This window comes from Providencia sp. Marseille-Q8014 (genome assembly GCF_965112055.1).
On the sequence record NZ_CBCOPT010000001.1, the window covers coordinates 1,517,122 to 1,532,333 of the forward strand.

Sequence of the window (15,212 nt, forward strand, 5' to 3'; positions counted from 1 at the left end):
GTAATAGAAAATATAACTATTAGATAGTTACAATAATTGTTCCAGCTCGGTTAAAATTTGCATACACCATTTGGCAATACGCTCATCGGTTTCTTCAAATTGGTTAACGTCATCTAACGCTAAACCAACAAATTGTGTTCCATCTTCAGTCAATGGTTTAGGACTTTCGAATTCATAACCATCGAGTGGCCAGAAACCGATAAATTTAACCCCTGTTGGTTTTAGCTGGTGGTAAAGCATACCGAGTGCATCGAGAAACCATTCACTATAGTCAATTTGGTCGCCCATCCCATACATGGCAACAATCTTGTTGTTCAAATCAAGTTTGGGAAGTGCATCCCAAATGGCTAGCCAGTCTTCTTGTATTTCACCAAAATCCCACGTAGGGATCCCCAAAATTAAGGTGTCATACTGTTCCATTAATTCAGGAGGTGTGTCGTTGACGTTATGTAATGTCACTAAATCGTCGCCGAGGATATCGCGTATTTTTTCAGCGACGATTTCGGTATAACAAGTACTAGAACCGTAAAAGAGACCTATTTTCATGTTAATGTAACTAGTTTTCATTGCAGTAGAGAGGTATTGTAACAGAATGAATGCTATTCGGGCAGACTCGATTGTGTGGTAATGATGAAGGGGAACACAGGTAGCGTGGAAATAAAACAACTTAATCCATTAATTGAGCAGTTTCTTGATACAATTTGGTTGGAACAGGATCTCGCTGAAAATACCTTAGCATCTTATCGTTTAGATTTGCAATCACTCGATAAATGGTTAGACGCGAACCAATTGCATTTAGAAAATGTTCAATCGATAGATTTGCAAGCTTTTCTGGCTGAACGTATTGATAGTGGTTATAAAGCAGCAAGTTCAGCGCGTTTGCTGAGCGCGATTCGTCGGTTATTTCAATATTTATGCCGTGAAAAAATACGGAACGATGACCCTTCAGCGGTGATTGCAGCACCTAAAATACCGCAGCGCTTGCCAAAAGATTTAAGCGAACAACAAGTTGAAGATTTGCTGAATGCCCCAGCAATTGAAGATTCACTGGAGCTTCGTGATAAGGCAATGCTTGAAGTCCTGTATGCCTGTGGGTTACGTGTTTCTGAGCTGGTCGGGTTAACATTCTCTGATATGAGTTTGCGGCAAGGTGTTATTCGCGTCGTCGGGAAGGGCGATAAAGAACGGTTGATCCCATTGGGAGAAGAAGCTATTTATTGGGTGGAAAAATATATTCAAGAAGGTAGACCTGAATTACTGAACGGCAAGGCTAGCGATGTGCTATTTCCAAGTAAACGTGGCACTCAAATGACGCGCCAGACATTTTGGCACCGTATTAAGCATTATGCTGTGATTGCGAATATAGATTCTGAAGCATTATCACCCCACGTTCTACGTCATGCATTTGCGACCCATTTATTGAATCACGGCGCAGATTTACGCGTTGTGCAAATGTTGTTAGGACATAGTGATCTCTCTACTACACAAATTTATACACATGTCGCAACAGAACGTTTGCGCGTGTTACATGAGCAACACCACCCACGGGGGTAGTGTGCGTAAAAGGATAATTATGAAACGTAAATTATTATTATGGGCAGCTTGCATTGCGACATTTTCCACATCGATACCTGCTGCAACTGACGATAAGGTTATCGAAGAAAAACTGGCAAGGTATAACATATCTGTGGAATCAATTAAGCCATCGCCAATCGTGGGGTTAAACACAATCGATACCTCAGATGGCATTATTTATGTCACTGATGATGGTAAATATCTGGTGCAAGGACCGATTTATGATTTAAGCGGCAAAGTACCAGTCAATATTTCGAATCAGCCGTTACTGAAAAAGGCTGATGCATTAAAAGATGAAATGATTGTATTTAAGGCTCCGAAAGAGAAGTATGTCGTGACGGTATTTACCGATATCACCTGTGGTTACTGTAAAAAACTTCATGAGTCTGTGGGTGAACTCAATGATAAAGGCGTGACAGTACGCTACCTCGCATATCCTCGACAAGGTTTAAATCATGAGTCAGCAAAACAGATGGCATCAATTTGGTGTAATGCATTGCCTCAAAATGCGTTAACTAAAGCATTTAAGGGCGATGAAGTGGCGATCATTGATGACTGTAAAATTGATCTCAGTAAACATATGAAACTCGGTAGCCAGTTTAAAATGACAGGTACACCAGCGATTGTTTTACCTGATGGCCAGCTGCTTTCAGGTTATTTAGCCCCTGATGATCTTTTAAAAATACTCGAACAAAAATAGTTAACTATCGTGAATGTAGAAACTTTTTTACAACGGCGAACACTCGCGGATGACATGAAAACGTTGGACGGTTTTCCTGAGATCCTTCAGCGAGTTTATGCCCATAGAGGCATTACCGATATTGCTCAATTAGAACGTAAAGCGGCTAACTTATTGGATTACCGTGCATTATCAGGTATCGATCATGCGCTATCACTGCTGTATGACGCACTCGAAAACCATCGCGTTATCACGATTGTTGGTGATTTCGATGCTGATGGTGCAACGAGTACCGCACTCGCGATGCGCGCCTTGAAAGCGATGGGGTATGCAAACCTAAATTACATTGTGCCAAATCGATTTGAAAATGGTTATGGATTAACCCCTTTAGTCGTGGAGGAAGCCCATCATCGAGGGGCCGACCTTATCATTACCGTTGATAATGGTATCTCCTCACATGAAGGGGTCGAATTTGCCCATCAACTTGATATTAAAGTGATAGTTACCGACCACCATTTACCTGGAGAAACGTTACCCAAGGCAGATGCGATCATTAATCCTAATTTAGAAAACTGCCAGTTTGCCTCTAAATCCTTAGCGGGAGTCGGGGTCACATTTTATCTGATGTCAGCATTACGAGCGAAATTACGACAAGAAGGCTGGTTTGTTAAGCAAGGCCTAAAAGAACCTAATTTAGCCGAATATTTAGACTTAGTTGCGCTTGGAACGGTTGCCGATGTGGTGCCTCTTGATACAAATAACCGTATTTTAGTGCATCAAGGATTAAACCGAGTAAGAGCAGGGCGCTGCTGTGCGGGCATTAAAGCGCTTATTGAAGTCTCAAAGCGAGAATGTTCTCGCCTAGTCGCCAATGACTTTGGTTTTGCGTTAGGCCCTCGATTGAACGCGGCAGGCCGTTTGGATGATATGTCAGTCAGTATTGAATTATTACTGACTGATGATATGGCTTATGCGAGAGAACTGGCTAACGAACTGGATGGTTTGAACCAAGCTCGACGCGAAATTGAAGTGGGTATGCAGCAAGAGGCCTCTGTTTTATTTAATAAAATTGAGTATGGAGACAGCCAGCTACCGAATGGTCTGGCGATTTATCACCCCGAATGGCATCAAGGTGTGGTGGGTATTTTGGCTTCAAGAATTAAAGAACAATACCATCGTCCCGTCATTGCTTTTGCGCCCGCAGGAGATGGCACTCTCAAAGGTTCTGGACGCTCAGTGCCCGGTGTACATATGCGCGATGCATTAGAGCGTTTAAATACCTTACAGCCTGGACTTATGCAAAAATTTGGTGGACATGCGATGGCAGCCGGGCTAAGCCTTGAGGAAACTAAATTTGAATTATTTAAGCACCATTTTGAGTTATTGATGGGGGAGCTCATTCATCCTGAACAATTAGCCGGTGTGGTCTGGAGTGATGGTGAATTGAAACAGAATGAGTACACGCTAGAAACAGCAGAGCTGTTACGTGAAAGTGGCCCGTGGGGGCAAGCATTCCCCGAGCCTGTGTTTGATGGGCACTTTCAACTTTTACAACAACGAATCGTCGGTGAGCGTCATCTTAAATTGATGTTAGAACCTGTCAGTGGTGGGCCGATGCTCGATGCCATTATGTTTAATATCGATGTACGGCGGTGGCCTGACCATAGTGTCAAACGCGCTAAGATAGCGTTTAAACTTGATGTGAATGAGTTTCGAGGGCAAAAGAGTGTGCAATTAATGATTGAACATATTTGGCCCGAATAATGCGTTTACCTTAGCCGAGCGTGTTTATTGCAATATTGATTTTCATGGTGCTATAAACTTTGCGGAAATTTCGTTATAATTGACGGTTTCTAAAGAATTCATTCTATTTATAACGACCAAACATAAGACATTGAAAAATGACGTTTGAAATAAACCCAGTAAAAAGTAAGATTCAGGACTTGTCTGAGCGCACAGCGGTTCTTAGGGGGTATCTTTGACTATGATGCCAAGAAAGAACGCTTAGAAGAAGTTAACGCAGAGCTTGAACAACCTGATGTTTGGAATGAGCCTGAAAGAGCACAGGCGTTAGGTAAAGAGCGCTCATCGCTTGAAGCTATCGTCGATACTATCGATCAGCTGACTCAAGGCCTTGAAGATGTGGAAGGTTTACTTGAACTGGCAATTGAAGCCGATGATGAAGATACCTTTAATGAAGCGGGTGAAGAGTTAAATCAGCTACAGGGCAAATTAGAACAACTTGAGTTTCGCCGGATGTTCTCTGGTGAATATGACAGTGCCGATTGCTATATCGATCTACAAGCCGGCTCTGGTGGTACGGAAGCGCAAGATTGGGCAAGTATGCTGATGCGTATGTATCTCCGTTGGGCTGAATCGAAAGGTTTCAAAACAGAAATTATTGAAGAGTCAGACGGTGACGTTGCCGGTTTAAAATCCGCAACAATTAAAGTCATTGGGGATTACGCGTACGGATGGCTTAAAACCGAGTCCGGTGTTCATCGCTTAGTTCGTAAAAGTCCCTTTGATTCTGGTGGGCGTCGTCATACTTCATTTAGTTCAGCATTTATTTACCCAGAAGTTGATGACGATATTGATATCGAAATTAACCCAGCTGATTTACGCATTGATGTGTACCGTGCGTCTGGTGCAGGTGGGCAGCACGTCAACAAAACAGAATCAGCGGTACGTATTACCCACATACCGACCAATATTGTGACCCAGTGTCAAAATGACCGCTCGCAACATAAAAACAAAGATCAAGCTATGCGCCAGTTGAAAGCGAAGCTGTATGAACTGGAAATGCAGAAAAAGAATGCTGACAAACAAGCGATGGAAGAGAATAAATCGGATATTGGTTGGGGAAGCCAAATTCGTTCTTATGTCCTTGATGATGCACGTATTAAAGATTTACGTACTGGTGTGGAAACGCGAAATACGCAAGCCGTACTGGATGGTGATTTGGATAAATTCATTGAAGCTAGCTTGAAAGCTGGCCTGTGAGGAAAAAATGTCTCAGCAACAACAGGGCGCAGAACAAGCCCCCGATTTGAATAACGAATTAAAAACACGTAGAGAAAAACTGGTCACTTTACGTGAAAAAGGGGTTCCATTCCCAAATGATTTCCGTCGTGATATCACGTCGGATAAGATCCACGCACAGTACGATGAAAAATCCGCAGAAGAACTCGAAGATTTAAACATCGAAGTTGCCATTGCGGGCCGTATGATGACGCGCCGTATTATGGGGAAAGCATCATTTGCGACACTGCAAGATGTGGGTGGTCGTATTCAAATTTATGTTTCTCGTGATGATTTAGCGGAAGGCGTTTATAACGAACAATTTAAGAAATGGGATTTAGGCGATATTTTAGGTGCAAAAGGTCGCTTATTTAAAACCAAAACAGGTGAATTAACCGTTCACTGCCACGAAGTGCGTTTGTTAACCAAAGCATTACGTCCGTTACCAGACAAGTTCCACGGTCTAGCCGATCAGGAAACTCGTTATCGTCAACGTTACCTTGACCTAATTGCTAATGATGAATCACGCCATACCTTCATGGTTCGTTCTAAAATCTTGGCCGAATTACGCAATTTTATGGTAGGCAAAGGCTTTATGGAAGTTGAAACACCAATGATGCAGGTCATTCCTGGTGGTGCTTCTGCTCGTCCATTTATTACCCACCATAATGCACTTGATATTGACATGTACTTGCGTATTGCGCCTGAGCTATATCTAAAGCGTTTGGTTGTTGGTGGCTTCGAGCGTGTGTTTGAAATCAACCGTAACTTCCGTAATGAAGGTTTATCACCACGTCATAACCCTGAGTTCACTATGATGGAACTCTATATGGCATATGCGGACTATCGCGACTTGATCGACTTGACCGAGGAATTATTCCGTACGCTAGCGCAAAAAGTACTTGGTAACACCGTGGTGAAATATGGTGATCAAGAGTTCGATTTTGGCAAACCATTTGCCAAATTGACAATGAAAGAAGCCATTTGCAAGTATCGTCCTGAAACCAATGTTGCCGATTTGGATGACATGGATAAAGCGGTTGCGATTGCACAATCTCTTGGTATTAAGATTGAAAAGAGTTGGGGATTAGGACGTGTTCAGTGTGAAATTTTCGAAGAAGTTGCTGAAAGTCATTTGATCCAGCCAACGTTTATCATTGAATACCCAGCGGAAGTTTCGCCTTTGGCACGTCGTAATGATGACAATCCGTTTATTACGGATCGTTTTGAATTCTTTATTGGTGGCCGTGAAATCGGTAATGGTTTTTCTGAGTTGAATGATGCAGAAGACCAAGCGGAACGTTTTGCTGAACAAGTTCGTCATAAAGATGAAGGCGATGATGAAGCAATGTTCTATGATGAAGACTATGTGACGGCATTAGAACATGGTTTACCACCAACTGCTGGGTTAGGCATTGGTATTGACCGTATGGTGATGTTGTTTACCGACAGCCATACTATTCGTGATGTTATTTTATTCCCTGCATTACGCCCATCTAAAGCTTAATTTTATACCATCATTATGCCCAGATATTTCTGGGCATAATTTTATCTCATCCCAAACTATTTAATTCATAAAAGAAGACCGTCTAACACGATAAAATCGTAACTTAAGTGAAACTGATTGAGTGATATATTTGTATGGTAATAGATATAGATTATCTATTATTCCCAAGTAGGTAAAAACACATAATCAATATAAATTATATTGATAACATATTAAGTGTAATTTATTTAAGCCAATGCCAATCGTGTAACGCTGTCAATTTATTTTTTTGTTAGAAAATATTTCTCAATTGAAATATTTTACTTTATTCGAAAAATCAATTTCCTATAGCGACTCGCTTGAGATAACAGATCATTTACCAAATAAAAGTTACCACTCGGTTTGTAAGATGATAATTTGTTGTCGTGATTATTTATAAAACTCAAATTAAGTGTTCTTTAGTTTATTGTCACATTAAAAAGAGTGTGGTTAGTTCTGATTTAATGCTAAGATTAAAATAATTAACCAAAATTTATGAGATGAATCTATTTCTAGATTGGGGATTATAGAAAATAGATAAATTTTAGCTTACACTAGGTTTCTTGGATCTCATTATAATAGCGAAGAAAAAGTGCTGGTAAGGTAACCATATGTTTTTAAAAGATAAATTTATTGTTGCATCTCTGCTTTTAGTTGGGACGACGATGCTCTCTGGCTGTTCTTTGGGCTATCACACGGATAATACAGAGAAAAAGGAAGCGATAACCTCAACCGCATCTGCTTCTAATTCTTCTGAAACAAAACAGCAGTATATGGATTATTCCTATGCTGATTCCCAGTCTGCTTTAAACTCGGCTATTAGTAAAAAACCGACAGAACAGCGTTCGATGGGATTAAATGCCACTGGAAATGACCAAGAATCATTTCAACATTTAAATACCTGCATTAAAGAGCTTAATGCTTTAAAAACACTGTCGCCAGCAGATTACAATCGCTTAGTTGGTTCGTTTAAAGAGGTGAGCGAAATAAATCAACTCTATAAACAAGTCTCCTCAACAGCGAGTCCAGATACGATCGAATTATTACAGATGGCAATAGAAGCTAAAACAAAGGTGCTTTGTGCCAAAGTTCGTTATAACTCAGTCTTGTCTACCGAATCAACATTGGAAAAAATTAGTGGATTATGAGAATTAACCTAAGGCTTTGTATATCATTGGCCATTTTTTCGGCTACTTTTAGTCAATTAGCAAAATCGGATAGCTTTAATAACGTCATTGATGACTTTGACACTTACCTGCAATTAGAGCAGGAAGGAAAATTGCCTGAAAAACCACTGAATATTCAAAGTCAGGGCTATGACTCATTTTCATCTTTACCACTTGCGCCTGAGCCAAAAGAAAAATCCAAATCTGCGGCGGGTAGAAACGTTGGGCAAGGAAAAACGTCTGTACGGACTCAGCCTAAGGCACAAGGTTCGGTAACGAAACAAACTCAGCCAAAAGTCACGACGACAAAGGTTGTTACACAACCAACAGAAAAAACAACGGTGCCGTTGTCTGAATGTCCATTACCTGAAAACACAACAGCACAACAAACTGGTTCAGCACACCAGTCTTTGCTATTGTCTTCCTACCCTTATTTCTTTAATTCAACGCAATGGCATCCCCAGTATTTATCGAAAGACTTTGCGAAATATCAGCTTGTTTTGGATCCGTTGGGGCTTTATTCCGCCAAATACTCAACCCATGTATTACGTGACAATACCGACTATTTAGAACAGCTCGCTGACTTATTAGCACAACAACAGTCAACACACTTATTTAAGTTTGGTGCTGCTCAAGGTGCTGGTCAGTTAATTGCTTATAAGCAGCTTTTAACTGATAGGCAATTAGTTGAAAAGTTAATCGCACATAATAAAAGTGTTGCGGAATTGAGCCATGAAATTGCTGAGAAGCAATTTGAAATAGAGCGCATTAATAACCAGCTGACTGAAAACAAGAATCAGGTTGCTTTATTAAGAGAAAAGCTAAATGCAACAGATGATAAAGAAACCATTGTATTACTCACCGATGAACTCACCGCGGTTAAAAATACGCTGACTGAAAAGCAACATAGTTTAGAACAACTGACATTAAATAATCAGCAAGCTCAGCAGGCCATTGACGCGCTTGAAAAGAAATTAAGTAACAGTATTCAAGCGCAAACAGCCGCTGAAAAGCAGTTAGCAGAAAAAGATAAAGAACTCGTACGAGCACAATCACAATTTGAAAATGCACAGAAGCAAGTTCAACAATTAACCGAGCAATTAGCTAAATTAGAAACTGATGCAAAAGAACAAGCCGATAGGTTAAATAAAAGCAGTGATGAACAAGTTAAACTTGTCACGGCTTCCCTTGAAAAACAGAAGGAACTGCTGAAGCAAAAAGAAGCAGCTCTTCAGTTAGCTCAAAAACAAAATAGTGATATTCAAGCCGAATTGGCTAAGCAGCAAGAAACATCTAAAGCTTTTGAGGCTGAGCTAAAATTAGCGCAACAACAATTAAAAGCGGGTAAAGCAGAACAAGAAGCGTTAGCGAAGCAGTCTGCAAGCAACGAAAAAACACAGCAACAGCTGCAAGCGAAATTAGCGCAACAAGAACAGAATTATGCGACGGCGCAAGCGCAGTTGAAGCAAGCTAATGCGGATGTCGCACAGCTGCAAAAAGAGATTGAGAAGCAAAAACAGTTAATGACACAAGCGTCAGATCAACAGGTTAAAGCGTTGACCGCTGATCTGAACCAGCAAGTGGCGTTATTAAAGCAGCAAGAGCAGGCGTCGAAGAAAGCGGAAGCTGACAGCCAAGCGACCCGTGAGGCATTGGCACAGCAGCAGGCGGCAGCGAAGCAGCTAGCGGAACAAAATCAGCAGTTGCAAGCCAAGTTAAAAGAGCATGAGCAACAGGCAGCAAAACTGCAAGCCACGTTGACTGCACAGATGGCACAGTCTGAACAGAAGAAGAAGTTAGAGGCAGAACTCAAAGCTGCACAACAACAGCTACAATCTCAAAAAGCTGAACAAGAGGCGTTGGCGAAGCAGTCTGCAAGTAACGAAAAAACACAACAGCAACTGCAAGCGAAATTAGCGCAACAAGAACAGAATTATGCGACGGCGCAAGCGCAGTTGAAGCAAGCTAATGCGGATGTTGCACAGCTGCAAAAAGAGGTTGAGAAGCAAAAACAGTTAATGGCACAAGCGTCAGATCAACAGGTTAAAGCGTTGACCGCTGATCTGAACCAGCAAGTGGCGTTATTGAAGCAGCAAGAGCAGGCGTCGAAGAAAGTGGAAGCTGACAGCCAAGCGACCCGTGAGGCATTGGCACAGCAGCAGGCAGCAGCGAAGCAGCTAGCGGAACAAAATCAGCAGTTGCAAGCCAAGTTAAAAGAGCATGAACAACAGGTTGCGAAATCGCAAATTATGTTAGCTGCTCAAATAGCGCAAGTAGAGCAGAAAAAAACGTTAGAAGCGGAACTGAAAGTCGCTCAGCAGCAACTGCAAACCCAAAAAGCAGAAATTGAAAAGCAAGTTAAAGAGCGTGAACAAAAAATTCAGCGCCTTGAGAGCGACGTTACTGCAAAAGATAAACAGGCAGTTGAAATTGACAAACGATTAGCAGAAGCTAATAAGCAAATCAGTGCATTAAAATTAGACGCTGAAAAGCTGAAAACGATTGATACAAAATATCAAGCTCAGAGTGCTGAATTAGAGAAATTGAAAAAGCAGCTGTCTGATAGTGCTCAATTGCAAAAAGAATTAGCAACCGCGAAAGAACAGTTGAAAACGTTGCAATCTGAGTTAAAGCAACAAAAATTCTTATCTTCAGATGAAGCACTGAAATCGCAAATTATGGAGCTGAATAAAAAGGTGATGCAGCTTCAAGAAGAGAACGATAAGCTAAAAGCAAAACCATCGTCTACAGGTGCTGCTGCGGTTCGTCCATCTGTAAAACAACTCACACAGAAAGAACTCAATGCGATTGCGGAAGAAAATAAAAAACGCAATCAAAAAATGATTGAAGAAATCACCAAGCAGAAATATAGCAAACTTGATGCCTTTACGTATTATAAGATCCTACAAAAAGGTAAGCCAATTAGTAATGTGAAGAAGAAAAGTATCACATTTATTATGCGTGAACAGCTTACCGATGGAACCGTGACGGTGTTATATACAGATAAGAATCCGGTCACATTACCTTATAATGAGTTACCTGTTCCGTTGAACTCATTTATTGAGAAGGCGGGTGAAGGGGGGATGGTTAAGGTTTATATCAAACCGGAAGGTGGTTATGGGGTTGATGGTATACCTGGACAAATACCACCAAACTCCATGTCAATTATCGATTTAAAAATCATTAGCGTTAAATAACGTATAACAGGTCAAAAAAGGCCGTTTACATATTAGTAATACGGCCTTTTTTATGGCGTTATCGATAGACATATTATTCACAAATTATCGATGCGATATAAAGGTTTAATTAATAGACTGTCCACCTCTAAACTAATAGCGTTGGTGGGATAAGAAAGGCTGTGTTTCATTACATGGCCATAAGATGTGCCTTTCTGTCAGTATACAGTGAATGGGCACTGCTATCACTGACAGGGCATGTATTCTTTGTCATTTAGTTACTCAAATTAATTGGCTAACTTCTCGATTTACTAGGTGTAAATCCAAAGCGTTTACGATAACTTTGGGTGAAATAAGATTGGCTTGAAAAACCCGCTTCCATTGATATTTCCACAATACTCATTTGAGTGTTGATGAGCAATTGGTGTGCATACATAATTCTTTTCTCACTAATCCATGAACGTGGTGAGGTTGAGTAAACAGTATTAAATAATTCTTTAAATGTTGTTAACCCCATACCGAAGGTTTTTGCAAATTCAGCAAGTTTCCATTCCTTTAAAAAATTATTTTCCATAAAATTCTGTAAACGTTCAGCCTGTCGATTGGTGAGTTGTCTTAGGTTTGAAAGTAGTTGTGATCCTTGCTCACTATAAGAGAGTAACAAAAGAAATTCAGAAATACGCAATGATTCCAGTAATGGTGGACATTGTTGTTTAATAAGGTTTTTAAAACTATTCTTTAGGTCATCAATAATGGCTGATGTGGTAAATTTAATCACATCATGGCTACTATTATCTGATCGCTCAATTTCACTTAATTGGCTACCATAGTGATTCATGAACTCACGCAAAAATTGATCTTCTAAGGATATTGAAAGAAACTCACACTCAGATTCATAGTCTAAAGTTTTTAAAGCATATGAACCTTGTTGATGATAAAGAATATCACCTGGGTGTAACATTTCTATTGTTGTCGGACTTTCCCATATTAAGGTTCCTTTTTCAATAATAAGTAATCCTTTTGTGGGACGTTCTATAATAGAATATGAGCTATTTTTATTAATAGCGGTTCTTTTTATACGACAATCAGTCACATTGTTATCATTTTGCATGACGCATCCTGTATGTTAATTCTATGTAGTCAAATGTTATTTTTTTAATTTAATATTAAATACCTTTGTTGTTTTAATCAGTGAAATATAAATTCACCTTCCTTTGATTGATTGAAATTATATAAACCTCATTTTTTTGTGTCACAGTTTAATTCTAAATATTAATAAATGTGTCTAAAGGTTGTTTTTACGAGTTATTTTGAGATTTATGACGTAAATAACGAATATTAACACAGCTTGCCTTTTTTATTATCTATTGATTTTGTTTATGATGGTTTATTATTTTGGTTATTAGGTTTTGGCAGGATGAAAACTATTTTAAGGGATTTGCTCAATTTCATTGTTTATTGATCTAGTTAGGGTTACTTACCGTTTTCAGTGTGTGAAGAAGAAATTTAGTTATATATTTTACTGTCATTCACCTCGGTAAACATATAACTAATTAATAAAATTAATGATAGGAATTGTTAACTACGTCACTAATCAAATATAATTATCGTAACGATTAATTATATATATTAAAGTCGTAAGACAATTCCTATTATTGAGACAATAATCTCATTTAACCCCAGTATTTTTGCGAATGAGCATTTTGAGTGAACATATAAACATGCATTTTAATTATTAGTTACCAGTGGGTATTAATTTTTAGAAAAACGTCACGATGGGATTTAAGATAAATACATTTCGTCATATAAGATGCAGGAAAACACGATGTAAAGTGAGGGAGGGACTGGTAAAAGTTCACAGAGGTACAGTGATAAATTAATATCGACGGTTTTAACTGTAGATGAAGGAGTTTTTACTATTAATTAACAATCTTTCTATGCATCAGAACTAGGCTATATCAATAGAATTTTCATGATGGAATATTTTTAATCAAAACATAAGTCGTCTTGTTGTTAATTATTTGTATCTGACGACCTTCTTGATTTTTTTGCAGGAAGTTCGGGAACTGGTTTTCTGTCATCTAATAAATGGCGTATTGCTAATATAGGATGATGAAAGAGCATTTTGGGCCCTGACCAGCGCATAATCAGTTTCATTTGTTCACGCATTTTAGGCTGATAGCAATGTATTGGGCACTGTTTACAGGCGGGTTTTTGTTCTCCATAACGGCATTTTTCAAGGCGATTAATTGCATAATCATATAATTTTTGATATTGCTCTGGTGAGTCTGCGGAGGCGGGATGCGCCTTTTCATATATTTGGATCATTTTTTCAATAGTTTTAATTTCTCTTTGAATACGTTTACCGACCATTGAATCACCTCAATTTATGCAATAAATTGCATTTAATATACAACTTATTGCATTTAATAGAAAGTAAAGATAAACGCAAGTCACGTAAATGGCATAAGTTGATACTTATGCCATAATAAAATTAAAATTTATTGAGTAGGTCTATCAGTGAGTTTAGATGACTTACAAAATTAAACACAACAATGTGGCGTGATAAGCCAAACGTCTCCTGTTATGACCTAGCCGATTGCGATTTAGACCTTATTGACGGATTGCATTATTTTTTGCATTTCGTCTTTTAAATGTAATTTTTCTTTTTTGAGTTTCACAACATGCTCGTTATAACCAGCACCGGACGGGCCTTCTAATTTGCTGATTTCTTTATCAAGCTGATGATGTTTTTCATAAAGGTTTTGAAAGCGGGGGTGTGTAGATATTAACTTTGAAACTAAATCTTGATCTGTAGATAACATACTACCTCCTCAGAATGTATTAAGCCTCACACTCAGTATAAGCATCGTCTATTATTTATGCATTATAACAAATAGGGATTTACATAGTTTTTATCAAATTTATGATCATTCCACTAAAATTAGCTATGATTAACTTTATTGAGATAGTTATATTTTCGTATTTTTAAAATTAAGAATCATCCAGAGTAGGAAAGTTAGACTTTTTAACTTATTCTAGATGCATGATATGTATTTTCAGTTAGCTTTGTTATTTTTAATAGGATTTTATAATGAAAAAAGCGATTTTATCTGTAATGGCAGCAGCATTAGTGTCTTCTTGCGCAATGGCAACAGGGGAGTTGGAAAAGATCGCACCTTATCCTAAAGCGGAAAAGGGCATGACTCGTCATGTGATACAACTGCCTACAAAACCTAATGAAGATAACTTGCAAGTCGAATTAGTTATCGGTAAGACGATTAAGGCTGACTGTAATCGCCAATGGTTTATGGGCGATTTAGAAGAAAAAACCTTAGAAGGCTGGGGATATAACTATTACAAATTAGAAGATGTAAAAGGGCCAGCTGGAACGATGATGGCGTGTTCAGAGCCAGCGAAAGAGCGTTTTGTGACAACACAACTTGGTGATGATGCTTTTGTTCGTTATAACAGTAAACTACCTATTGTGGTTTATGCACCAAAAGAGATGGATGTGAAATACCGTATTTGGTCAACTGACGATCAGTTACTTGATTCGAGCAAAAAATAATTTGTCGTCATTTTGTCTTATCAGTGCCACATGATGATATGTGGCACTTTTTCTTAGCGTTTATCTAATGACCAGTACCGATGTCTTGGCATGGCGAACAAGCGTAGATGCGGTCGAACCAAGTAAATAGGTTGAGGCACTTGGTCGATGGGAACCTATTACAATTAAGTTAGCTTCGATATCATCGGCATAACTGAGAATTTCATCTTTGGCTGAACCAATGCCAATTTTACATACCATTTTGTCATCAGGGATATTGATGTCCTTGATCACTTCTTCTAACGCTCTGAGTGCGAGAATAGAACGCTCCGCTGAGTTTTTATGACTTTCAGGCAGAATAGTCACTTCAATACCAAAAAATAGTTCAGCGCTTGGGATCACTGATAAGAAGTGGATTTCAGGGGAACCTAATTTTGATAGCTCTTCAATATGTTTGATGATTTGTGGATTAAGCGAATCTTCTAGTAGGTCGATAGGGACTAAAATTTTATTATACATA

At 39.0% G+C, this 15,212-nt stretch carries 13 protein-coding genes; 8 read left to right on the forward strand and 5 right to left on the reverse strand.

Annotation, left to right across the window (positions count from 1 at the left end; translation table 11 throughout):
* Positions 1-27: 27 nt before the first annotated feature.
* Complete coding sequence (gene fldB, locus ACWPW6_RS06555; protein WP_154624312.1) at positions 28-546, reverse strand: flavodoxin FldB; 519 nt, start codon at positions 544-546, stop codon at positions 28-30.
* A gap of 84 nt (positions 547-630) precedes the next feature.
* On the opposite strand from fldB, the gene xerD reads away from it, so the two are divergent.
* The 7 genes from xerD (at position 631) to ACWPW6_RS06590 (ending at position 11,163) form a co-directional block, all read left to right on the forward strand.
* Complete coding sequence (gene xerD / locus ACWPW6_RS06560; protein WP_247047071.1) at positions 631-1,554, forward strand: site-specific tyrosine recombinase XerD; 924 nt, start codon at positions 631-633, stop codon at positions 1,552-1,554.
* A 19-nt stretch (positions 1,555-1,573) separates the two neighbouring features.
* On the forward strand, positions 1,574-2,275 hold the full coding sequence (gene dsbC, locus ACWPW6_RS06565; protein WP_154624311.1) for a bifunctional protein-disulfide isomerase/oxidoreductase DsbC: 702 nt from the start codon (positions 1,574-1,576) through the stop codon (positions 2,273-2,275).
* Between the two features lie 9 nt (positions 2,276-2,284).
* Complete coding sequence (gene recJ, locus ACWPW6_RS06570; RefSeq protein WP_247047060.1) at positions 2,285-4,018, forward strand: single-stranded-DNA-specific exonuclease RecJ; 1,734 nt, start codon at positions 2,285-2,287, stop codon at positions 4,016-4,018.
* Between the two features lie 137 nt (positions 4,019-4,155).
* A protein-coding gene (gene prfB, locus ACWPW6_RS06575) for a peptide chain release factor 2 (RefSeq protein ID WP_154624310.1) occupies positions 4,156-5,257 on the forward strand; the annotation gives its coding sequence in 2 pieces (ribosomal slippage) (positions 4,156-4,233 and positions 4,235-5,257; 1,101 coding nt in all).
* A 7-nt stretch (positions 5,258-5,264) separates the two neighbouring features.
* Complete coding sequence (gene lysS, locus ACWPW6_RS06580; protein ID WP_154624309.1) at positions 5,265-6,782, forward strand: lysine--tRNA ligase; 1,518 nt, start codon at positions 5,265-5,267, stop codon at positions 6,780-6,782.
* Positions 6,783-7,411: 629 nt separating this feature from the next.
* Positions 7,412-7,948: a hypothetical protein gene (locus ACWPW6_RS06585; RefSeq protein ID WP_154625090.1), complete on the forward strand. Its 537-nt coding sequence runs from the start codon at positions 7,412-7,414 to the stop codon at positions 7,946-7,948.
* Between the two features lie 26 nt (positions 7,949-7,974).
* Positions 7,975-11,163 (forward strand): hypothetical protein, encoded by a 3,189-nt coding sequence (locus ACWPW6_RS06590; protein ID WP_250000248.1) that lies wholly within the window; start codon positions 7,975-7,977, stop codon positions 11,161-11,163.
* 274 nt (positions 11,164-11,437) lie between these two features.
* On the opposite strand, the gene ACWPW6_RS06595 is transcribed toward ACWPW6_RS06590, so the two are convergent.
* From ACWPW6_RS06595 to ACWPW6_RS06605, 3 genes are all read right to left on the reverse strand, one after another.
* A complete protein-coding gene (locus tag ACWPW6_RS06595; protein ID WP_251463868.1) occupies positions 11,438-12,253 on the reverse strand; it encodes a helix-turn-helix transcriptional regulator in 816 nt (271 codons plus the stop codon).
* 902 nt (positions 12,254-13,155) lie between these two features.
* Positions 13,156-13,515: a nitrous oxide-stimulated promoter family protein gene (locus ACWPW6_RS06600; RefSeq protein WP_163860980.1), complete on the reverse strand. Its 360-nt coding sequence runs from the start codon at positions 13,513-13,515 to the stop codon at positions 13,156-13,158.
* Positions 13,516-13,748: 233 nt separating this feature from the next.
* Positions 13,749-13,967: a DUF465 domain-containing protein gene (locus tag ACWPW6_RS06605; RefSeq protein ID WP_154635748.1), complete on the reverse strand. Its 219-nt coding sequence runs from the start codon at positions 13,965-13,967 to the stop codon at positions 13,749-13,751.
* Between the two features lie 269 nt (positions 13,968-14,236).
* Here ACWPW6_RS06605 and eco point away from each other — a divergent pair, with 269 nt between their 5' ends.
* On the forward strand, positions 14,237-14,713 hold the full coding sequence (gene eco, locus ACWPW6_RS06610; protein ID WP_154624155.1) for a serine protease inhibitor ecotin: 477 nt from the start codon (positions 14,237-14,239) through the stop codon (positions 14,711-14,713).
* A gap of 60 nt (positions 14,714-14,773) precedes the next feature.
* Here eco and ACWPW6_RS06615 read toward each other — a convergent pair whose 3' ends face one another.
* On the reverse strand, positions 14,774-15,211 hold the full coding sequence (locus ACWPW6_RS06615; RefSeq protein ID WP_154624154.1) for a universal stress protein: 438 nt from the start codon (positions 15,209-15,211) through the stop codon (positions 14,774-14,776).
* Position 15,212 lies beyond the last annotated feature (1 nt).